Source organism: Flavobacterium sp. GNP001 (assembly GCF_054343775.1).
This window is the reverse complement of sequence record NZ_JBTGUX010000001.1, coordinates 763,283-786,133: the sequence shown is the minus strand read 5'-3', so window position 1 is coordinate 786,133 and position 22,851 is coordinate 763,283. Positions and strand designations below refer to the sequence as shown.

Genomic DNA, 22,851 nt, shown 5'->3' with positions numbered 1-22,851 from the left:
ACTATTTTTTTATTTTTAAAAACTGTAAAATAGGATCATACAATCCCGACTCGTTGGCATACAAAGCAAAATTCTTCGCCGTTTGAAACCACTCTTTGGTACTTGGTTTGTGTTTTTTTGATGCCTCAATTAAATCCTGATTCCCTAATGGTTCCGGAATTCCTGTTTTAAAGGCAACTTCCAACTTTTTTTCGATGGCAATATCAATTACAGCACCAATGTCAGCCCCTGAAAAATCAGTGAGCGACTTCACTACTTTTTTGTAATCGATTTGCTGCAGTGGTTTGTCTTTCAATTTAATTTCCAAAATTGATTCTTTGGCAGCATCATCTGGTGGTGGTACAAAAATAATACGATCAAATCGGCCTGGACGTCTAAATGCATTATCCAAATGCCAAGGCGCGTTGGTTGCTCCCAAAATTAGCACGCCATCATTAGAGGTATCAACCCCATCTAACTCTTGTAAAAACTGATTGATTAATACTTTGCTACTCGAATGTTTCATATCATTTCGGCTGGCGCCAAGAGCATCAATCTCATCAAAAAACAAAACACAAGGCGTGTTGCGACGGGCATATTCAAAAACTTCATGCAAATTTTTCTCACTATTACCTACCCACATATCCAAAATGTCATTCAACCCTACCGTAATAAAATTGGCATTGATTTGACCAGCTGTAGCTTTTGCGATAAAAGTTTTTCCGCAACCCGGAGGACCGTATAATAAAATTCCTCCACCCGTTTTTTTACCATACGATTTGTACAAATCAGCAAAATTCAAAGGATGGATAATTTTCATTTCAATTTCCTTTTTCACTTCTTCCATGCCGCCCACATGTTCAAAATTGACAGAAGGTTTGGTAGTTATGAAAGCTTTTTCGATCGCTTCATTAGCATCTTCATCATTGTTGCCGAATGGTTTTGCATCTGTCAAAGTACTTCTTTTTAAAATAGCATCTAACTCTTCATCTTGAAATTGAGGTTGTATAGCTAGTATTTTTTGATAGCTTTCAATAGCTTCAGCAATAGAGTTTTCTTGAACCAAAACGCGTGTGTACAAAAGCAAGGCACTCACATTTGAAGGCTGCATGCGCAAAACGTCTTCTAAAATAACGATACTTTTGGAGTAAGCCGCTTGCTGAAAATAGACAGACGACAAACCTAATTTGGCCTCAATGTGATTGGAATCTAAGTTTAAGATGGCCAAATAATGAGCCTCTGCCTCTGGAAAACGGATTTTTTTTGCTAAAGTGTTGGCAAGCAACAACCTCAAGGGAATATTGTTGGGTGAAAACTGCAAGGCTTCTTCTAAGCTATCGATAGTATCCATTACGGGTATAATTTTAAATTTTGAATAACGAATTTAGGACTTCTTTTTCAATTCTGTCACAAATTACTTTTAAAAAGCAATCTAAATCTTGTGGTTAAGCTTTTTGATGAAAATACAAATTGTAACAACAGAATTTAAATTTTCACCTTTAAAAGTCTACTAAAACAATTGACGAAACAAACTCCAACCACAATTATTTGAAAGTAAATTATTATATTTACAAGTTCTCATTTTACAGATAAAATAAAATAAACTGACACCATTTTTTACTCCATGAAAACGATCACACTTGCCTTAGATTGGACTCCCAACGTAAACCACATAGGAATTTTAATCGCAAAAGAATTAGGATATTACACAGAATTAGGAATAGATTTAGAAATAGTAAGTCCGCTAACCGACAATTACCAACGCACACCGGGCAAGAAACTCGAATTGCAGCTCGCTACTTTTGTACTAGCGCCATTTGAAACCGTTATTAGTTTAAACAACAAAGCCAACAAAGTAGAAGCACGCGCTATTTATGCTTTGCTACAGGAAGATTTGAGCAGCATAGCCTCTTTATCCAGTTCAAAAATGACAAGTCCACGTCAATTAGATGGAAAAATTTACGCATCCTACCAAGCCCGATACGAAGACAAAATTGTGCAAGAACTCGTAAAAAACGACGGCGGAACAGGTGATTTTGAGATTTCTTATCCCGCCAAATTAGGAATTTGGAATACCTTATTATCCAAACAAGCAGATGCAACTTGGATTTTCAATAACTGGGAAGGTATTGAGGCCAAGAACCAAAACATTGCTCTCGAGTGTTGGTCGATGAAAGACTATGGTATTCCTTATGGATATTCGCCGGTAGTAATTACTACACAAAAAACCATTGACGACCAAGCCGAACTTTGCGAAACATTTGTAAGAGCAACCCAACGTGGTTATTTATTTGCTTCGCAGAATAAAGAAAAAGCAGTTGCAATTTTGAGTCAATTCGTCACTGAAGAAGACAGAGCCGCAATTGATCTAACGCAAGCGCTTGAAGCAACGATACCCTATTTTGGAGAAGAAAACAAAATGGGTTTCATGAAATCAGAACGTGTTGAATCCTTCTTGAAATGGCTCGTAACTCATAATTTAGAACAAGAGCAAATTTTAAGTCAAAGCTTGTATAGCAATGCTTTTGTCGCTAATTGATGCTCTAAAAAACACCTATCAAACTCAAAAAATTTGCAAAAATAAAAACTAAAAAACTAAAACTATGAGCGGAACCATCATGCAATCCATATTCGAAAGATCAAGAGATACGAAAGAAATAATTTCTATTTGGCAATACAACAGCGACAAAGGTTCGCTAGTAGGCTACATTACTGAAATTAGCGAAGAATATATCGGGTTTCGTCATTTTACAAGATTTGGAAAAGCAGATGGTATTATTTTTATCAAAGTGGGAAATATCAAAAGTGTCGATTTTAACGATGATTACACCAAGGTAATGGAATGTTTGATCGAATACTCCAATATCATTGATCAACCCTCGCAGTTTAACCTCAATTTACAACTGTCGGATTATTGGCAGCACCAAGCCATTACGCAATTATTTGCCGCAACAGATCAAATTGCTAGTTTCGAAATCAACGGAAATGATTATTTCACCGGCTTTGTTCACTCCTATTCTGAAGAAGATTTTATCTAACGTTGCATTGCCAAAAACGGTGAAGATTTGGGAACTTCTTTATTCAAAATCGAAGATGTCACTGAAATTCGAGTAAATGACATTGACGATCGCAGGCGTTTGGTTTTGTATAAATGGCGAAAAGCAATTTTATAAAGCCAACGACTGTTTTCATTTTAGCATCATTAAAATATATTTGACATGGAACGAAACCAATACCTATCAAACCGCCTTCGCGAAGTTTTTCTAACTGGAACTTGGATTGCAAACACCAATTATCAAGAGCAATTGAAACAAACAAACTGGGAAGAAGCCAATTTCAAAATAGGAAATTTGAATACCATCGGCAACCTGACTTTTCACATTAATTATTATCTAGAAGGGCTTTTGAGTACTTTCAAGACGGGCCAACTCACCATCAGAGATCAATTTAGTTATGACGATACGCCAGTAACTTCTGCCGAAGATTGGAACCAAAGATTCACTCAGTTCCTGAACAATGTCGAAGATTTTGCAACAACAGTCGCTCAATTCAATGATGCTGTATTAGATGAAGATTTTATCGATGCAAGATACGGAAGCTATTTGCGAAATATTGAAGGAGTTATCGAGCACAGCTATTACCATTTGGGACAAATTGTTTTACTTAAAAAATTAATTGCCTCTACCACTAAATAAATTCTAACCTTTAGTTTTTCATTAGAGTATTGTCTTAAAATTATGGATTTATACGTACTTTTAACTGCTCAAAAAACAACCAAAATCAACTCCATGAGATCATTTTACTTCTTGCTTGCAGCTTGCCTAATCTTTGGTAGCGGTAGCAGTTTTGCTCAAAATCAAAAATCCTCCGAATTTAAAGTCGAGTTTGAAAAATTTACACTTCCTAACGGTTTACAAGTTATTCTACATGTTGACCGCTCCGATCCTGTTGTAGCCGTTGCGCTCACGAGCCACGTAGGATCAGCAAGAGAAAAAGCAGGCCGTACCGGCTTTGCCCATTTGTTTGAACATTTGCTTTTTTTAGAATCTGAAAATTTAGGAAAAGGAGGATTGGATAAAATGAGTGCTCGCATTGGTGGCGAAGGCGCTAATGGCTCAACCAGTCGCGATCGAACTAATTATTTTCAAACCGTTCCGAAAGACGCTCTCGAAAAAATGATTTGGGCCGAGGCAGATAAACTCGGTTTTTTTATCAATACCGTTACTGAACCCGTTTTGGCAAAAGAAAAACAGGTCGTAAAAAACGAGAAACGCCAAAGCTACGACAACCGCCCTTATGGCCACAATTTTTCAGTGATATCAAACAATCTTTATCCAGCATCTCATCCGTATAGCTGGGAAGTTATTGGTTCTCTTGAAGATTTGCAAAACGCGACACTTGAGGATGTAAAAGCATTCTACAACCGTTGGTACGTTCCCAACAATGTAACCTTGACTATTTCGGGCGACTTTGATGTGGCACAAACTAAAATTTGGGTCGAAAAATATTTCGGCGAAATCAAGCGCGGTGAAGCGATCCCAAAAATGGAAAAACAAGCCGTTGCACTAGCTACTACTAAAAAACTATTTTACGAAGATAATTTTGCCAAACTACCGCAACTTACCTTAACTTGGCCTTCTGTTTACGAATACCATCCTGACAGTTATGCGCTAGAAGTTTTGGCTAGTTATTTATCAAAAGGTAAAAAAGCACCTTTGTATAAAACGTTAGTCGAGCAAAAAAAGCTAACTGATGGCGTTGATGTTTTTCAATACAATTCAGAAATAGCGGGTCAATACATGCTTACCGTAACTGCTTTTGACCAAACCAACCTCAACTTGGTACAGGCAGGAATTGAAGAAGCTTTCAAAAATTTTGAAGCCGAAGGCATTTCACAACAAAACCTAGACCGTATCAAAGCAGGCCAAGAAACCGCATTTTACACCACCTTATCGAGTGTTTTAGGAAAAGGTTTTCAGCTTGCGCAATATGAAATATTTGCAGGAACACCAGAATACATCAACCAAGATGTAAAAAATATTTTAGCCGTAACGCGAGAAGATGTGATGCGCGTGTACCAAAAATATGTAAAAGGCAAAAATTTTGTGGCCACCAGCTTTGTTCCGAAAGGACAAAAAAACCTGATTCTTGACGGCTCTATTTTGGCAGATGTGGTCGAAGAAAAAATTATTGAAGGAAAAGAAGAAGCATTTGATGCGAGCATAGCCGCTACCTATAAAAAAACACCTTCGAAATTTGATCGCAGCATTGAGCCACCTTACGGCGCAAGTCCTGATGTGATTTTGCCAAGCGTTTGGAAAAACCAACTATCATCTGGTTTAAAAGTATTTGGTATCGCCAATGAAGAAGTGCCACTGGTACAATTTCAATTGCAGTTAAAAGGCGGCATGTTATTAGAACCTAAAAATAAAACCGGCGTAGCTAGTATTCTGGCCGATTTAATGACCAAAGGAACCAAAAATAAAACTCCAGAACAACTCGAAAATGCTATCGAAAGTCTCGGAGCTACCATTCGTGCTACTGCCACTGACGAATCGATACTGATTTCAGGAACGAGTTTGGCCAAAAACTACAACGCGACAATGGCCTTGGTATCTGAAATTATTTTGCAACCAAGATGGGATGCAGCCGAATTTGAGCTTATCAAACAAAGTACTTTGAGTCAAATTTTACAACAAAAAGCCGACCCAAACAGCATTGCCAGAAATGAGTATAAAAAATTAATTTATGGTGCCAATTCGGTTTTGGCCAACAATCGTGTGGGAACTGAAAGCAGTATAAAAAGTATCACGCTAGAGGACGTAAAAAATTATTACTACCAAAATAGCAGCCCAACATTGGCGCAATTACACATTGTTGGCGCGATTGCTACGAACGATGCGATAGCTGCACTTAATGATTTAAACAAAAAATGGGAGCCAAAAAATGTTAGTTTTCCTGCGGTAGCAACACCTAAAGAAATTACCGCTTCGAAAATCTATTTTTATGATGTACCCGGTGCAAAACAATCGGTTATTCGTATTGGGTATCCCGCTTTAGCGGCTACAGATGCTGATTTTTACCCAGCTCAAATTTTAAATTACCGCTTAGGTGGCGGCGGATTTGCATCGCAACTTACGCAAGAATTGCGCGAAGGCAAAGGATATACGTACGGCATCAGCTCCTCGTTTAGTGGCAGCGCTAACAAAGGTCCGTTTACAATTGCAAGTGGTGTGCGCTCCAACGTAACTTTTGAGGCCGTGCAACTTATCAAAGATATCGTGAGCAACTATGGCAAAAACTTTAATGAAAATGATTTGGAAGTAACTAAAGGATACCTCATCAAAAGTAACGCCAGAGCTTTTGAAACCTTGTCTTCAAAACTTGAAATGCTTTACGATATCAGCAATTACAACTACGCTGATGATTATGCCAAACAACAAGAAAACATCGTGAAAAATATTAGCATGGACGAGTTGAAACAATTTTCAGACTTGTATTTAAATGCCAACAAAATGATTTACCTCATTGTAGGTGATGCGGCCACACAATTGACTAAATTGGAGCAATTAGGCTTTGGCAAACCCGTTTTATTGAATTCTGCAACGACAAAATAAAGCGATTAGCATTTTTAGTAGCACAAGCGTTTTGCTTAGCAAACGAGTACTCCCGCTGTACGCTATATCTTGCTGGCCATCCCGAAGTTTCGGGATTTGCCAGCAAGGATGTCGCTTCCATCGCGGCTAAACAAGGCGTTTAATTTTCAGCACAAAAAAAACAGAAGCAATCTTATTTTAAAAGATTGCTTCTGTTTTTTTATTTGATAATAGAACTGCTTACGATAAACTCAAATTGAAGAACTCAAACGTCATTTCAGCAACAAACGCTAGTAGCCCAGACCGAACTGAAAATCCCGATTTTAAAAAAAAATAAATTTTTCTAGTCCTGAAAGAGCGACCAACGGAAGCTCCTTGCAGGATGTAGAAAAATATTTTTTTTGAAAGCGGATTGTAAGAAAGGGCTGGAAATAGCTCCTAAAACAACTAGTCGTTCATTTCGTCGTAGCGCTGTGGCACTTGCGGATCGTACAACGGGCATTTGAACTCTTCGAGTGTGTCAGCCAGTAAATTCATGGTTTTACCCTCGGTGCCGTAACAGTCAATTTGGATGCTTTTCGGAGTGGTTTTTACTTGAAAAGCGCCTTTACCTTTGGTGTTTTTCCAACTATTTTCGTCTACTTTTTCCCAACTAGAAAAAACAGTCGCCAAGCGATTTAAAATCACTTGCACTGGCAATTCCTCTAGACCTTCAACGGTTTGTTCCTCCAGCAGCGCCTCGTAAACAAGCTGGTGATTAAGGTACACTTCATCCTCGTATTTCCAAAAAACTAGTTCGTACATGGGTAACAATTTATTTTTTATCGCAAAAAGCAGCTTTCACTGTGCCTCTTGATTTTATAATTAATATTCGAAAGTGCCGTATTCACTAGTAATAGTGAGTTTTTTGGTAGTTGCTTCCTCCACTCTACCAACAATTTGCGCCTCAACATTAAAAGATTGAGCAATGGCAATAATGTCTTGCGCAACAGCTTCGGGCACGTATAATTCCATACGGTGACCGCAATTGAACACTTGGTACATCTCTTTCCAATCGGTTTTAGACTGCTCCTGAATCAATTGAAATAAAGGCGGCACCGGAAACAAATTATCCTTGATGATGTGTAGGTTTTCTACAAAGTGTAAAATTTTAGTTTGCGCACCACCGCTGCAATGCACCATTCCGTGAATTTCATTGGATGAATATTGGTCTAAAATTTTCTTGATAATTGGTGCATAAGTCCTAGTTGGCGATAACACCAATTGCCCGGCATCGATAGGTGAATTAGCTACAGCATCTGTAAGTTGCACCTGACCACTATAAATAAGTTCATTAGGCACCGCTGCGTCATAACTTTCTGGATATTTATCCGCTAAATATTTAGCAAAAACATCGTGACGGGCAGAGGTTAGACCGTTGCTACCCATACCGCCATTATAACTTTTTTCGTAAGTAGCTTGACCAAATGAGGCCATACCTACAATTACATCTCCCGCCTGAATATTGGCGTTGTCAATAACATCTTTACGTTTCATGCGAGCTGTCACGGTCGAATCGACGATAATGGTACGCACAATATCACCTACATCGGCAGTTTCTCCACCTGTAGAATGAATGGTTACGCCAAAGGTTTTGAGTTCTTGAATAAGTTCTTCGGTTCCATTGATAATAGCTGAAATAACTTCGGCAGGAATTAAATTTTTATTGCGACCAATAGTCGATGACAGCAAAATATTATCGGTTGCACCCACACAAAGCAGGTCATCAATATTCATGATCAAAGCATCTTGTGCAATGCCTTTCCACACCGAGATATCACCCGTTTCTTTCCAATACAAATACGCTAAAGACGATTTTGTTCCTGCGCCATCAGCGTGCATGATCAAGCAATGCTCTGGATCGTTAGTTAAATAATCGGGTACAATTTTGCAAAAAGCCTGCGGAAACAAACCCTTGTCAATATTTTTGATTGCATTGTGCACATCTTCTTTTGATGCCGAAACACCGCGAAGTGCATACCTTTTTGAAGTATCTGAACTCATGTAATTTAGTTGTGAAGTCTGCTTTTAAGCAGCTAGTTGTCGGGCAAAGATACTAATTTGATTTAGGAATAAAGAAACCCATTTTAGGATTTGTTGCACTATTTTTGGACAATGAGAATCTCTACTCTGCGATTGGCAGCTCGTTCTTTTTCGTTTTTTTCAGGAAGTATAAATAGCGGTTTATTACTGCCAAATCCCTTGTAAGAAAGTCTTTGCTGCGAAATACCGTTCGAAATAAGATAATCCCGAACCGCTTTAGCGCGTCTTGTAGATAATTTAATATCATTTGGATCACTGTTGCAACAGATATGCCCTTGAATTTCAATTTTTAAAATTGGTTCCAATTGCATAAAGTGTAATAATTCTTTTAAAATTTCAGTTGCGGGATCAACCATCACTTCAGAATTGAATTTAAAATTTACATTTTGTAAAATTATAAATTCTCCCGCCTTAGCTTTTTGAAGTTGTGTGGTTAAGTCAATTGAAGTCAATGTTACTGGCGCTTCTATAGGATTTACCGGTTTTTTATTTTGTACCAATGACGGAATTATCAAATCAGACTTTGGAACTATTTTTTGATAAAAAATAACAACTTTTCGATGAATGCCATGATGTGTTGCTCCTTTGAAATCTTCACCAAATGCAACAATAATTGTGGCAGAATCAACAAGAATTGTATTTTCCTCTAACCACTTTTTGATATGCTCTGCTCTTTTATATGCGAGTCGTTTATTATATAAAAAACTAGCTGTACTATCGCAGTAGGCTTCAATTCGGGAAATTTTAATTTGCTGATTATCTTGTAACCATTTGTTAAATTTTACTTCAGAAGTACGGTTGAGATAATCTTGATCAACATCAAAATAAAAAGTAGCTTGGTGTTGAGAAAATATTGTTCCGCTCCATAGCAGGCAAACAAAGAATAAATATTTAATCATCTTTTATAATTTCCATTAGTATAAAATTATAAACTTTTGGCTTGTATCTGAACTAAATCGAACCATTTTAAAAAACCAGAAGCAATGCTTAGCTACTAGAACGAAAAAAGCATCCATTTCTTATAAAAGGATGCTTTTTTTGAAGTTTAATATGTATTGCTATTTTTATTCCCAATCGGGCATACTTGCATTACCGAATAAAATGGTTCGTGAAGCACCTGTATTATTTAGCGCTGGAGTAAACTTGACAATATTTTTTATCGATAGACCATCATTTGAGGTGTTCATCATTATATATTCTGCTTCGTTTGGTGAGTATCTTACATCAATATCTATAGTCCCTGAAGGTTTTTCAATACTCATTTCTGTAACTACACCTGAACTTAGCACCGCTTGAAAAACCCTGCTATCTAATTGTCTGTAGGTAGCATCTTCAAATCCGGAGACGTCACGTGTAAATAGCAAACGTTGCCCATTTATAGAAAAATTCAAACTTCCAATCGCTCCATCAAAACCAGACACAACTTGATTTAAAACATCTCCAGAATTATTTATAACATATACCTCAGTATTATAACCCCCAGCATCATTTACTTTTAGAGCAATTTTGGAACTGTCATTACTCCAGTCACATTCTGAAATGAATTTTCCGTTTGGAGTTTGATACAATCTTGTCAAGCCACTTCCGTCAGCATTAATGCGATACAATTTGTCAAAGTAAGGATAGATTATCTGGCTGCCTGAAGTGTTCCAAGAAAAAGTGAGATAATCCGAATTAAATCCCGAAATAGGCACAGAATTTGTCACTTTTAAAACATTTGACCCATCAAAATCCATCGTGTAAATATGATTTTGCCCACCATTGGATCTAATAAATGCAATTTTCTTGCTTTGATTATTTTTTCGAGGACGCCAACTGTTTACTGTTGCACTTGTTAATTGCACTAGATTGCCAGTATCATCGCCAGAGTAAATCACATAGTTGTTGCTTTCTTTTTTGACAAATGAAAAGCGCCCATTTGGAAAAGAAGTAGTTGTAAACGCTCTTATTGGACTTAAAACTGCTGGATTAATCCCATCACTCACCGAAACTTGCCAGTAATACTTGGTATTGTAGGATAGGTTTTTTAGCAATAAACTTTTCTTACTTCCATTTTGATACGTAACTACCTCTGTACTATTCTCCTTTCTTAAAGTAATATCAAACTTTAAACTGTCTTTTTCAATATCTGTGGCAGTCCAAGATAAATTCAATTCGATAGCTTGATTAGTGGCATTGTCAGAAGGCGTTATCAAAGTTGGGGTTGTAGGTGGTTTATTATTTGAGGTTGATAATTTCAGTTCAAAAACTAAATTTGTTGCTTTATTTGCGTTTACTGTAGCTGGTTCAAATTTAGCAATATACCCGTCTTTTTGTGCCTCAAAAGAATAATCGCCAACTTTTACATCTTTTATCACAAACCTACCTTGATCATCAGTAAATACAATACTGCTGCTAGGGTTAGAAAACACTTTTGCATTAGCAAGGGGCTTGAAATCGACTGCACTTACGACTTTACCTTCAATTGTACCGAATTCTTCGCCTGCAAATTTTTCTTCGGCACAGGAAACGAAAAACAAAAGTAAAGCCACAAAGGCTATTTTAAAACTTAGCTTTTCAGTCTTTGCGAATGCCGAATTGAAGATATGTTCTTTTTTCATCATTTTTTTAAATTTGAAATCCCACCAGATTTTGGATTTACTTTTTTATTTGGAAAATAATAGTTCAGTCCTAGGCCAAAACGGAAATAATAATCATCTCGAATTCCTCGTTCTAGGTAATCAATTGTATCACTAAAATTAACGTTTTGTTCAGCAAAAATCTTAATTCCAACCGTATTGCTAACGAGATATTCTAGTCCTGCTCCATATTGTACCTTTGCATGTACATTATCAAAAACTTTATTGGCTCCAACACCAAAACCACCATATAAAAAGGGAGTAAATTTATCTTTAGGCAAAAGAATTAGTTCTGCATTACAATCAAAAGTACCATAGCCTACATCAAGTAAACCTTTGTTTGCTAATTTGAAAACTGAAGCCGAAGTACTTATATTAAAACTTGGAGTAAAAAAATATTTAAATCCTACTCTACCCATTGGACGAAATATGGGACTGCTATAATCCCCGTCCATCAAAGTTACCCCTGCAGCTGCTTCAATACCAAAACGACCTCTTTTTTCCGTTTTATCTCTTCCATGTAGCATAGTAACTTCAGCTTCTTCTTTCTCGTTAGAATAACTTGCTATATAATCATCCACGGCTTTTTGAGGTTCCGATGATTTCCAAATTCCATCTTTTAAACCCTCTAATACTAAAGACTGAACCGCTTTTTCAATAGCTTCTGTAACAGCCATATGCACAGGTTCATTTGTAGTAAAACCTGTTTCAACCTCTAATAATCTTTTAAAATTGACATAGCGAAACAAGCTTTGGTCAATTGCTTGTGAAAGGATGGTTTTTGAAACGTAAACTGACTTTAAGATTTTACCATTAGCTGTAGAAATCATCCTCAAATAAATACTCACTCGGTCTTGTCTGTACTTGACAGATCCTCCTGCACCAAAGTAACGTGCCCCAAAACCTCCTGTTAAAATATTAGAATCGTATGAAATTATTCCTCCTTCTAATAATACTCCAGCATATAACAAAGGTGTAATTTGAACTTCATTTGGATTAGTACTTTTTGAATACTCCTGACGAGTTGAACGAATAAGATTACGCTCTTGCAATAAATTTCCAATATTTTCTCTTTCAATTGGAACAAACCATTTGGAATCCTCTAGTGCCTTAATCAATATTGAGGTCGCACCTTGCGTAACTGCGGTACTAAAAGTAGTTCCGGTTTCGGCTTCTTTGTATTGTCCGGTTTGATCTCTAAATTTGTATATCCCCACAACCACGGGTTCTTGAGGTTTAGGCAGATTTTTCAATAATGAAGTAGCTGGCGTACTCTCTCCTATTACGGCTTTCTGCACTCCTTTGGGTTGATTAAAATAAGCCCCACAACTCGTAAGCATAATGACCAAAGTCATTAGTAGATACTTTTGATTTCTCATACTATTTTTTTGGTATTATCACAGTAGTTTGCTCCCCTGTATTGGTATCCAAAATAGTTACACTAAGTCCTCCCTCTGAGGGATAAATATCTACAGACAAACTTCCAAATGTATAAGAACCTTCAGTTACACCTGAAGTACCAAATTGTTGCGTAAAAAGAGATCTAGTGATTTGATTTAACAATTGAGAATTCAAGCTCTCCGTAAACCTTTCAAGTTCCGTTTTTTCAACTTTTTCCAGAGATTTATCTTTGAATTTATTTTGATTTTCAGCAGAGCTCATTAACCACTGATAATTAAAAGTGTCACCACCAAATGCAGGGTTTCTTGGTTTATAGACCAAACTCTGTGCAAATAAAGCAGGACTAAAAAGGCAAATAAAAAGTAGGGTTAAAATTGGTTTCATGGTTAAAAAAAATTAATATTGAATGAAATATTTGCTTTGTTTTTCTAGTTCTTTAAAAAACTGATAAGTACCCTCAACCGATTCTTGTGCAACCGACTCTAAGTATTCATCATCTGGACGAGCTAGAAACTCATACACTACTGAATTGTCTATACTTATCAAAATTTTTGTGTTTCGTGCAAATGTGAACTCTTCACTTATAACTACAATTTTCTTAGCATTTACCCCAATTTCATTATACTTGTAATAATATCGATCATAAAAATCCTGTCCAATTCGTGTCTTAGTTTCGTTGAGTACAACCCCTCGCAACTCAAAACCATCAATAGGTATTTTTATTTCATCTTTTTTTTTGCTCGCCAAGCACTACTCTGTCTTTGCTGATAATTTGTTTTTTTTCATCATAAAAAAGCAACATAACAATTACTTCATCACCATTATCGATGTTTATTTCAGTAGAAGAAAGTTTTTTAAACTCACCACGATTTAAAGTAAACATACCTTCTTGAGCATTATTTGTTTGATTATTATTGATATTATTTTTTTTTATCACAGTTAATTTATAGCTAGCACTTTTTAAAATATCTGAAGTATTTTCAGCAGTACCTGTAATAATAGCATTCCCTTCAACATCTTTAATTTCAATTTTGGCTTTAATCTCATCTTGAACTACTTGAGCATTAATCCCATTGAGAAAAATAAAAAAGAATAAATAAAAGTTAAGTCTAAACATTGTACTATTTCAAATTGACTACTATAACTGTTGACCCATTACCACTTTGTGTTATTTTCATGTCTTTTGAAAGTGAATTGCTTCCAAAAGAATGAATACTTTGATTGTTCCCTTTTTGAATAAAATCTAAAGAAACAACATGATTAGAATAACCACCATAATCAAAAACGGTGTTATTATCACCTTTTTGTATTATTCTTTGCTGTACCGAAACAGCTTCTTTTGAAACGGCTATACTATTGCCATCACCTTGTTGGTAAAGCTTTATTTCAGCACTATTTGCAAGTACATTAGTGCTTACTGAATTAAAATCCCCAATTTGCTGTATATACACCCCATTATTATTACCAATATTGCCAATTGCTTTTTCATATTGATTTGACAATAATATTTGTGTTTCAGCTTTAGTATAATTTTCAGCTAATGCAAACTGCGTCTGAGCATAGTTATTATACTGGAAAAGAAAAAACAATCCGGTAAATGCAATAAATTTTTTCATTTTGAGAAAATTTAAAAAAACTGGATGAATTGCATTAAACAATTCATCCAGTTAAGATTATTTTTAGTTAGACTGCAATACTAAAGCAGTATTTGCAGTTCCATTTTGGAAAGTGGCACTAACATTACCTGTTCCTGATTGCCCAGTACCTGACATGTTTGATGTTCCAATTTGCAACGATCTTGAGAAATTGCCATCACCTAATTGTCCTGATCCAGCAATATTTCCACTACCATATTGAAAACTTTTGGTGTTGTTTCCAATACCATCTTGCCAACTGTACGATTGATTTAATTGTCCGCCTTGACTAGCATAGGCAACATTACTGTCTCCCATTTGTACTTGAACTGCCAAATTTGATCCGTGTGGTGCAAAAGGAACTGCAACTCCACCAACAGCGGTTATGTCGATTGTTCCAAAATCAGCTGCCAAAGGCAAATCGTTTCCAGAAGTACCTTGATCTACAGCTGCATAATTACCATTTCCTTCTTGTATTTGATAAGCTTGATCGCTTCCTAATGATCCTGGTTGGTCTTGCCATATTACAGCGCTGTTACTATCTCCAACTTGTGATTGACCGGCAATATTATTAAGATTGGATTGAGATACATAGGCATTATTACCACTACCAGATTGCATTTGATTTGATGTATTGTTATCTCCACTTTGATAAGATAAAGCAACATTACTTAGACCCATTTGATCTTGAATGGCATTATGATTAGTTCCTGATTGATTGACGGTAGCAGAATTACTACTTCCATCTTGGTTTTGCCATGAAGTATTGTCATCACCATTTTGTGTAGCAAGTGCAGTATTTCCAGGAGATTGATTTGGACCTGAGTTTTGATTTTGGGTCGCTTTATTTCTATCACCATTTTGCAATACAGTTGCCATGTTATTGTCAAATCTTTGAGTTTGACTAGAGGTATTCATGTCACCATCCTGAGTTGTATAAGCCGAATTGGTTTCTGCATTTCCAACTCCTTGATCAATTTTTGCTTTATTTTTGTCTCCTAATTGAGAAACTGAGCCAAAATTTTGATCCCCTGCTTGTTTAACATCAGATTTGTTTTTCTTACCGTTTTGCATTACTTGAGCATTATTATAATGCCCTCCATCAACGAAATTAGACCCTAATTGATTAACTTTAGAATCGTTTAGATTACCAGTTTGGTTTACAGCTGCATTGTTGCCTGTTCCAACAGAACTAACGGTACTTGTATTGGCTTGTGCAAATCCGATAACGGACATCAGCATCGCGGAGATGCTTAAAACTACTTTTTTCATAATAAATATATTTAATTGGTTGTTAATACAAGTTATTATGTAGGTTCAAAAAAGTGATTTGGGGAATCCTTCTTCATATTTTATTACAAAAAAAAAATATCTTTTTTGTCTTTCAACATATCAAAGGTAGAAAAGACGAATCAAAAAAAGCAGGTATAAATACCTGTTTTTCAATTTAGTAAATTGTTTTTCGATGAAAAGTAATCCTACATCGACGAACTACACTTTAGCGAAATAAAATAACAGAATTTTTTGTACTAAATTGTAAATACCATTAAATGTTAGCTTTTACATTGCCAATTTATCATGGATACAAGTATTTATTTAACAATATATACTTAAACATTTCTTAATATAAAATGATGATTTCTACATAAAAAACTTTGTAGAGCACAACTCCATAAATTGCGAAACTAAAAAAAGCTCCTCTTGGTAGAGGAGCTTTTTGGTAAAACGTATTCTCAAATTATTTTGTAAACAGCAGTTCACGGTATTTGGTCAGCGTCCAAATTTCATTATCAACAAGTAACTCCAATTTATCACAATGATTGCGGATAATTTCAAAGTAAGGTTTCACATTGTTGCAGTACGCCTCTGCCATTTCTTGAGCATCAGTTAATGTGTTAGCCGCTCTTCGTTCATTTGTCATCTCTTCCACTTTAGAATTGATTCCTTCAATATGTCCAGATATTTCCTTGATCAAGATAATTTGCTCTTTGGCGATAGTTTCAAATTCTGCCCCAAAAATATCTTTCAATCCTTTTACATTCGCTATTAATGTATTTTGGTAACGAATGGCAGTTGGTATTACATGATTTTTAGAAATATCACCTAGTACACGTCCTTCAATTTGAATTTTCTTAGTGTATTCTTCTAATTCGATCTCGTAGCGTGCTTCAACTTCAACATGATTCATGATGTTTAACTCTGAGAACAAGTCTAGAGATTGATTTGAAATTCTAGCTTTTAAAGCCTCGGGCGTAGTTTTAAAATTACTCAAGCCACGTTTTTTAGCTTCAACTTCCCACTCTTCACTATAACCATCGCCTTCAAAAAGGATTTTTTTAGATTGCTTGATGTATTCTCTCAACACATTAAAAATCGCATCATCCTTTTTCATATCCTTTGAATCAATGAGCGCATCAACCTCAACTTTAAAGTCACGCAATTGCTTGGCAACAATAGCATTTAAGGTAGTCATCGCGTTAGAGCAATTGGCTGTTGATCCTACCGCTCTAAATTCAAATTTATTTCCTGTAAAAGCAAACGGAGAAGTTCTGTTTCTATCTGTGTTATCTAAAAGTACGTCTGGAATTTTACCTACCACATTCAGTTTTAATTCTGTTTTTTCTTCTGGTGATAATTTACCAGCGGTAACACCTTCTAACTCGGCCAAAACTTTGGTCAATTGTTCGCCTATAAAAACCGAAATTATGGCTGGTGGAGCTTCATTAGCGCCAAGCCTATGATCATTACTAGCTGATGCAATAGCGGCTCTTAGCAAGGATTCGTTATCATTAACTGCTTTTATCGTATTGATGAAAAAGGTTAAAAATTGCAGGTTACTCATTGGTGTTTTGCTCGGACTCAATAAATTAACTCCTGTATCAGTAGCCAAAGACCAATTGTTATGCTTACCTGAACCGTTTACTCCTTTGAATGGCTTTTCGTGAAACAACACCATCAAATCATGACGCTCCGCAACTTTTTGCATCACATCCATTAACAAACAATTGTGGTCTACGGCAAGATTGGTTTCTTCAAAAATAGGAGCCAATTCAAATTGATTTGGCGCTACTTCGTTATGTCTGGTTTTAACTGGAATGCCAAGTAACATGCATTCTTGCTCCAAATCTCTCATATACGTAAGAGCTCGCGTTGGAATCGATCCAAAATAATGATCGTCTAACTGCTGTCCTTTGGCAGATGTATGTCCTAAAAGTGTTCGTCCGGTCATAATCAAATCCGGACGTGAATTGGCTAATGCGCGGTCAATCAGAAAATATTCTTGTTCCCAACCTAATGTGGCAGTAACTTTTTTTACATTTTTATCAAAATATTTACAAACTTCAGTAGCGGCCTCGTCCATAACCATTAAGGCACGAAGCAAAGGTGTTTTATAATCTAAAGCCTCTCCCGTATAAGAAATAAAAACGGTAGGAATACATAAGGTTGTTCCAAAAATAAAGGCCGGAGAAGTAGGATCCCAAGCAGTATATCCTCGAGCTTCAAAAGTATTTCGAATACCACCATTAGGAAAGCTTGAGGCATCAGGCTCTTGTTGAACCAATTGCGCACCACCAAATTTTTCTACCGGATCACTACCATCAAACGAAGTTTCAAAAAAAGCATCGTGCTTCTCAGCAGTTGTTCCTGTCAAAGGCTGAAACCAATGCGTGTAATGTGTCACTCCTTTTGAAAGTGCCCATTCTTTCATTCCCATGGCAATATAATCTGCTAGTTTGCGATCAATTTTAGTACCATGTTGCACTGCATTTTGTATTCCTTTTAACGCATCAGAGGTCAAAAATTGTCTCATGGCTTTGTCATTAAATACATTTGAACCAAAAATGACTGATTTTTTTCCTGTTTCATCAAATTGAACGGGCTTTCTAGTTGCTGCTTCTCTTAAAGCTTGAAAACGTAATGTTGGCATGTTGTTCTTATTTAAGTTAGTATTCCTGATTTTGATAAAGGTCAAATATAAGCAATTTGGTTTGAAAATCGAATTCAGCATTTATAGAATTCTATTTTTAACCCCTATAAAATTACCGATAGACAACTTTACCCCTATCAAAAATAAGCATATTCAAAAAATACACATTAAATTATAAAAACAACCCCCTAAATTTTATGGTTAAAAAAATTATTTTACTTTTGTACCATTAATAATCACGAAGTAATTTAAATTGTCATGGCGAAAATAAAATTAGAGTACATTTGGTTAGACGGTTATGAACCAACACAAAATCTTAGAAGCAAAACAAAAGTTGAAGAGCATGAAAACTTTCAAGGAACTTTAGAAGAACTTGGAAATTGGTCTTTTGATGGTTCATCTACTAGACAAGCCGAAGGTGGTTCGTCTGATTGTTTATTAGTTCCAGTTGCAATTTATCCAGATCCTACTCGTATCAATGGTTATTTAGTAATGACTGAGGTTATGAATGCAGATGGCACACCACATCCTTCAAACGGAAGAGCTACTATTGATGATGATGGTGATTTTTGGTTCGGATTTGAGCAAGAGTATTTTATTATGGATACCAAAACGCTATTGCCTCTTGGTTTCCCAATTGGAGGTTATCCAGCACCACAAGGAATGTACTACTGTTCAGTAGGTGGAAAAAATACTCATGGAAGAAAATTAGTTGAAGAGCATGCTGATCTTTGTATTGCTGCAGGAATTAACTTTGAAGGAATCAACCAAGAAGTTGCTTGTGGACAATGGGAATTTCAATTATTTGCAAAAGGAGCTAAAAAAGCAGGTGACGAAATTTGGGTAGCGCGCTATTTACTAGATCGCTTGACTGAAAAATACGGATATTATATTGAATACCACCCAAAACCACTTGGAGATACTGATTGGAATGGTTCTGGTATGCACGCCAACTTCTCTAACGAAGTATTAAGAACATGTGGTTCTCAAGAAACTTACGAAAAAATTTGTGAAGCATTTAGACCTGTAACTGCTGAACACATTGCGGTTTATGGAGCCTACAATGACCAGCGTTTGACTGGAAAGCACGAAACAGCTTCAATCAACGATTTCTCTTACGGAGTATCTGACAGAGGATGTTCAATCCGTATTCCTTTAATGACTGTTCAAAATGGATGGAAAGGATGGCTTGAAGATCGTAGACCAGCTTCAAACGGTGACCCGTACAAAATTGCAGCTAGAATTATCAAAACAGTAAACTCTGCTTTATAATTTTAACACTATATTTTTTGAATTAAAATGCCTTCACTCTTGAGGGCATTTTTTTTAACTATCTTTTAATATTTAGTCCTCAACTTTATCTGCAATACTATTCTTGTTTCAAGATTCTCGAACTATCTTTGTGCTACATTTTAAAATAAAACTTATGATTGTTTGGATCACTTTTTTAGCTGCAGTTCTCGTTTTTCTAGCATTAGACTTGGGAGTATTTAATAAAAACCCACATATCATTAGCTCAAAAGAAGCTGGGAAATGGACTGCAATATGGGTTACTTTATCGTTTCTTTTCTCCGGAGTTGTTTACTGGCTTTATACCACCAATTATATTCCCAACCCAGATGCACTTAAACCTAGTGCAGCTGCAATGAAATTTATAACAGGCTATCTAATCGAACTTTCGTTAAGTATTGACAACATTTTTGTGATAGCTATTATTTTTGCAGCTTTCAAAATCCCACAAAAATACCAACACCGTGTTTTATTTTGGGGCATACTTGGAGCTATTATTTTTAGAGGTTTAATGATCTTTTTTGGTGTAATGTTGATCAATAAGTTTTCATGGATGACCTACATTTTTGGTGCATTCTTGATTTACACCGCAATGAAAATGTTGTTTAGTGGCGATGACGAGCAATTTCAACCCAAAAAATCATTCGTTTACAAGAGTCTAAAAAAAATAATGCCAATCTCGAATCATATTGATGAGGAACATTTTTTTGTAAAAAGAAGACATATTACTGCTGCAACCCCACTTTTTGTAGCACTAGTTGTTATAGAGGTGATGGATGTTGTCTTTGCAATAGATAGTGTACCAGCTATTTTAGCTATTACCAATGATCCTTTTCTAGTTTTTAGTTCCAATATCTTTGCTATTTTAGGATTGCGTTCTATGTATTTTTTCCTTGCCAATATGCTGGCTAAATTTAGCTACTTAGAATACAGCTTGATTGCAATATTGAGTTTTGTAGGTGTTAAAATGATTGCTCATGATTATATAAAATTGCCTGAATGGGTTTCGTTAGCTTTTATAGCCGTTGCTTTAGGCGTAGGGATAATTGTTTCGCTACAAAAAGCGAAACAATCAGAGTAAAAATAAAAAAAGGAAATCGAGAGATTTCCTTTTTTCTTATAACTATAATTTAAATTACAAATTGATCTTTTTAACATCGGCTTGTGACACCTTTAAAGCGGATAATACGGAATTCATATTATTTTTATCTACAGCTTTTGCAAAACCGTCAGGGATAATCACAATTTTAAAAGTTTGATTTTGCGTCCAATCTGGCGGCAAAGTATTCAAATCAAAATTAGCTGTAAGGTAAATATCAACATACGACCTAGTATAGTCAAAGTTAAAATCTAATTCATCTCCTCCAGAGAAATAATAGGTTTGCGGCATTAATTTCCAAACATCTTGGCCATTTACTACGTCATACAAGTGATATACCAAAACCGAATCAGAAGAGTATATTGGTGGATCAAAAATCACTCTTCTTTCGTAATTATTCAATCTGTTAAATGAAGTGTTTACTTCAAATACTTCTGTTCTTGGTGCATCTGTCTCATCATATATTTCTGTAACTTCACAGCTTGTTAGTGTAATCATCCCGATGAAAACCAACAATAAGGTAATTTTTTTCATGATCTCTATGTTTTTATGGTTTGTGTTGAAATTGACTATTCATGAACTATGCCAAACTTTTTTATTTCATTTAAACCACTTTAAAAAAATGGACACAAAACTCAAATTATACATGATCATGCTAGGCTGCAAGCCGCATGGACGATTTACAGAACAGCATGATATTTTTTTTGGAATAGGAACTTCACTCAAAGATTTAGTTCCTCAAATGAAAGCTTTTTGGCCTGAAGCTAAAGGCAAAATTCATATTGATGCTTGGCGCGAAGTGACTCAAGTAAATAATTACCATATTGAAATTGTGCCGCGCGAACATGTGGATGAAAGTAGCACAGAAAAATTATTTTTTCTCAATTTGGGTGGATACAAAGAAAATGACTTTGAAGAATACCATTATAAAATGCTAACTGTTTCAAAATCCTTAGGATTGGCAACACGAAAATCGAAAACCACTGCCTTTTTTAAACATTGTGGTTTTAAAGGTGCGGAATCACATATTGATGAAAAATATGGAGTTGATGTGGATGATCGCTATCGGGTTGATGATATGCTTCCTGCAGCATCGAAATTACTTTATGGTTTAAAAATAACAAAATCAGAAACTGTTGTCGATGATGATCAGTTACATATTGGTTATGTGAAAATTAGTGGTTTAAAATAATACTTTTACAAGCTTTCTTTTGCTTAACTCCACAAAAAAGGTCTTTCAGTTATTTCTGAAAGACCTTTTTTTAGAACTAAATCATACTAATTTAGGGAACCAAAACTCCATTACTTTTTAATACTCCTTGAAAAAATAACAAATGAGTTGGTAAAGCACTTTCCCAATATTCCCAAGTGTGTGCTCCCGGGCGTTCGATATATTCGTGCGGTACTTTGGCATATACCAACCTGCGGTGCAGTTCCCTATTTGTTTCAATTAAAAAATCATCTACTCCGCAATCAATTATGGTAGGTAGTTTATTTATTTTGATCTTATCAACCATATTCATCACCGCATTGGCAGCATAAACTTCTTGAGGAGCACCATTAGGTCCAAATACAGGCTCTAACAATTTTGTCATTCTCTCTTTGCTTTCAGGAGTAACAATGCTACCCATATCAAGCGCACCGCTCATACTCCCTACAGCACTATACAATTCAGGATGTTTGGTTGAAAGATACATAGCGCCGTGTCCTCCCATTGATAAGCCAGAAATTACCCTGCCTTTTTTATCAGCTACTGTTCTGTAGGTTTGATCAATTTTTTGAACTACTTCTTTGGTGATATAGGTTTCAAATTGACTGCCCTTATTTACCGGACTATCTAAGTAAAAACTAAAAGTTTCGCCTTCGGGCATGACGATAATAATGTTGTATTTATCTGCTAAATTATGCACTAACATTTTATCGGGAGTTTTAGATAGCCAATCATTAAAATGTCCATACGCACCGTGTAACAAATACAAAACTGGGTAATTACTTTTGCTTTTTGCGTACGAATTAGGCAAAACAACAGCTGCTTTATAAGTTTTGCTCATTGCAATACTTGGAATTTGCAATGTATCCACCTTCGCGGCATTCATATTCAATGTCCCCACTAACAAGCAGAAAACCAGTAATAAATGAGATTTTTTCATAGTTATAAAGTTTATTATGTAAATATAACACATTACTTTTAACTGATTTTGAAGTTCACAAAACAAACAAAGGC

At 35.7% G+C, this 22,851-nt stretch carries 21 protein-coding genes; 7 read left to right on the top strand and 14 right to left on the bottom strand.

Annotation, left to right across the window (positions count from 1 at the left end; all coding sequences use genetic code 11):
* Position 1: 1 nt before the first annotated feature.
* Positions 2-1,330 carry an AAA family ATPase gene (locus ACXX8U_RS03265; protein ID WP_458564593.1) on the bottom strand — a complete coding sequence of 443 codons (1,329 nt, stop codon included), beginning with the start codon at positions 1,328-1,330 and terminating at the stop codon, positions 2-4.
* Positions 1,331-1,603: 273 nt separating this feature from the next.
* Here ACXX8U_RS03265 and ACXX8U_RS03260 point away from each other — a divergent pair, with 273 nt between their 5' ends.
* The 4 genes from ACXX8U_RS03260 (at position 1,604) to ACXX8U_RS03245 (ending at position 6,596) form a co-directional block, all read left to right on the top strand.
* Positions 1,604-2,518, top strand: coding sequence for an ABC transporter substrate-binding protein (locus ACXX8U_RS03260; RefSeq protein WP_458564592.1), 915 nt, complete (start codon positions 1,604-1,606; stop codon positions 2,516-2,518).
* Between the two features lie 64 nt (positions 2,519-2,582).
* Positions 2,583-3,017: a hypothetical protein gene (locus tag ACXX8U_RS03255; RefSeq protein WP_458564591.1), complete on the top strand. Its 435-nt coding sequence runs from the start codon at positions 2,583-2,585 to the stop codon at positions 3,015-3,017.
* Positions 3,018-3,197: 180 nt separating this feature from the next.
* Positions 3,198-3,674 (top strand): DinB family protein, encoded by a 477-nt coding sequence (locus ACXX8U_RS03250; RefSeq protein ID WP_458564590.1) that lies wholly within the window; start codon positions 3,198-3,200, stop codon positions 3,672-3,674.
* A 42-nt stretch (positions 3,675-3,716) separates the two neighbouring features.
* Positions 3,717-6,596, top strand: a complete 2,880-nt coding sequence (locus tag ACXX8U_RS03245; RefSeq protein WP_458564589.1) for a M16 family metallopeptidase — start codon at positions 3,717-3,719, stop codon at positions 6,594-6,596.
* A 426-nt stretch (positions 6,597-7,022) separates the two neighbouring features.
* Here the strand turns inward: ACXX8U_RS03245 and ACXX8U_RS03240 are convergent, their stop codons facing one another.
* From ACXX8U_RS03240 to ACXX8U_RS03190, 11 genes are all read right to left on the bottom strand, one after another.
* A complete protein-coding gene (locus tag ACXX8U_RS03240) occupies positions 7,023-7,379 on the bottom strand; it encodes a hypothetical protein (RefSeq protein ID WP_458564588.1) in 357 nt (118 codons plus the stop codon).
* Between the two features lie 60 nt (positions 7,380-7,439).
* Positions 7,440-8,618, bottom strand: a complete 1,179-nt coding sequence (locus tag ACXX8U_RS03235) for an AIR synthase related protein (protein WP_458564587.1) — start codon at positions 8,616-8,618, stop codon at positions 7,440-7,442.
* 98 nt (positions 8,619-8,716) lie between these two features.
* Positions 8,717-9,556, bottom strand: coding sequence for an OmpA family protein (locus ACXX8U_RS03230; RefSeq protein ID WP_458564586.1), 840 nt, complete (start codon positions 9,554-9,556; stop codon positions 8,717-8,719).
* 165 nt (positions 9,557-9,721) lie between these two features.
* The gene (locus ACXX8U_RS03225) at positions 9,722-11,260 is read right to left on the bottom strand and encodes a carboxypeptidase regulatory-like domain-containing protein (protein WP_458564585.1); all 1,539 of its coding nucleotides are present in this window, start codon (positions 11,258-11,260) and stop codon (positions 9,722-9,724) included.
* Positions 11,257-12,630, bottom strand: a complete 1,374-nt coding sequence (locus tag ACXX8U_RS03220) for a CsgG/HfaB family protein (protein WP_458564584.1) — start codon at positions 12,628-12,630, stop codon at positions 11,257-11,259. The genes ACXX8U_RS03225 and ACXX8U_RS03220 overlap by 4 nt, the downstream gene beginning before the upstream one ends.
* 25 nt (positions 12,631-12,655) lie before the next feature.
* Positions 12,656-13,060, bottom strand: coding sequence for a curli production assembly/transport component CsgF (locus tag ACXX8U_RS03215; RefSeq protein ID WP_458564583.1), 405 nt, complete (start codon positions 13,058-13,060; stop codon positions 12,656-12,658).
* 12 nt (positions 13,061-13,072) lie between these two features.
* The gene (locus tag ACXX8U_RS03210) at positions 13,073-13,423 is read right to left on the bottom strand and encodes a CsgE family curli-type amyloid fiber assembly protein (RefSeq protein ID WP_458564582.1); all 351 of its coding nucleotides are present in this window, start codon (positions 13,421-13,423) and stop codon (positions 13,073-13,075) included.
* Positions 13,401-13,793 carry a hypothetical protein gene (locus ACXX8U_RS03205; RefSeq protein WP_458564581.1) on the bottom strand — a complete coding sequence of 131 codons (393 nt, stop codon included), beginning with the start codon at positions 13,791-13,793 and terminating at the stop codon, positions 13,401-13,403. The genes ACXX8U_RS03210 and ACXX8U_RS03205 overlap by 23 nt, the downstream gene beginning before the upstream one ends.
* Positions 13,794-13,797: 4 nt before the next feature.
* Positions 13,798-14,292, bottom strand: coding sequence for an uL18 family ribosomal protein (locus ACXX8U_RS03200; protein ID WP_458564580.1), 495 nt, complete (start codon positions 14,290-14,292; stop codon positions 13,798-13,800).
* A 63-nt stretch (positions 14,293-14,355) separates the two neighbouring features.
* Positions 14,356-15,582 (bottom strand): hypothetical protein, encoded by a 1,227-nt coding sequence (locus tag ACXX8U_RS03195; RefSeq protein ID WP_458564579.1) that lies wholly within the window; start codon positions 15,580-15,582, stop codon positions 14,356-14,358.
* A 466-nt stretch (positions 15,583-16,048) separates the two neighbouring features.
* Positions 16,049-18,238 (bottom strand): glutamine synthetase III family protein, encoded by a 2,190-nt coding sequence (locus ACXX8U_RS03190; protein WP_458564578.1) that lies wholly within the window; start codon positions 18,236-18,238, stop codon positions 16,049-16,051.
* Positions 18,239-18,496: 258 nt separating this feature from the next.
* On the opposite strand from ACXX8U_RS03190, the gene ACXX8U_RS03185 reads away from it, so the two are divergent.
* Positions 18,497-19,510: a glutamine synthetase beta-grasp domain-containing protein gene (locus ACXX8U_RS03185; protein WP_458564577.1), complete on the top strand. Its 1,014-nt coding sequence runs from the start codon at positions 18,497-18,499 to the stop codon at positions 19,508-19,510.
* Between the two features lie 154 nt (positions 19,511-19,664).
* A complete protein-coding gene (locus tag ACXX8U_RS03180; RefSeq protein ID WP_458564576.1) occupies positions 19,665-20,609 on the top strand; it encodes a TerC family protein in 945 nt (314 codons plus the stop codon).
* A 54-nt stretch (positions 20,610-20,663) separates the two neighbouring features.
* Here the strand turns inward: ACXX8U_RS03180 and ACXX8U_RS03175 are convergent, their stop codons facing one another.
* The gene (locus ACXX8U_RS03175; protein WP_458564575.1) at positions 20,664-21,161 is read right to left on the bottom strand and encodes a hypothetical protein; all 498 of its coding nucleotides are present in this window, start codon (positions 21,159-21,161) and stop codon (positions 20,664-20,666) included.
* A 112-nt stretch (positions 21,162-21,273) separates the two neighbouring features.
* Here ACXX8U_RS03175 and ACXX8U_RS03170 point away from each other — a divergent pair, with 112 nt between their 5' ends.
* A complete protein-coding gene (locus ACXX8U_RS03170) occupies positions 21,274-21,819 on the top strand; it encodes a DUF1543 domain-containing protein (RefSeq protein WP_458564574.1) in 546 nt (181 codons plus the stop codon).
* 91 nt (positions 21,820-21,910) lie between these two features.
* On the opposite strand, the gene ACXX8U_RS03165 is transcribed toward ACXX8U_RS03170, so the two are convergent.
* Positions 21,911-22,777, bottom strand: a complete 867-nt coding sequence (locus ACXX8U_RS03165; protein ID WP_458564573.1) for an alpha/beta hydrolase — start codon at positions 22,775-22,777, stop codon at positions 21,911-21,913.
* Positions 22,778-22,851 lie beyond the last annotated feature (74 nt).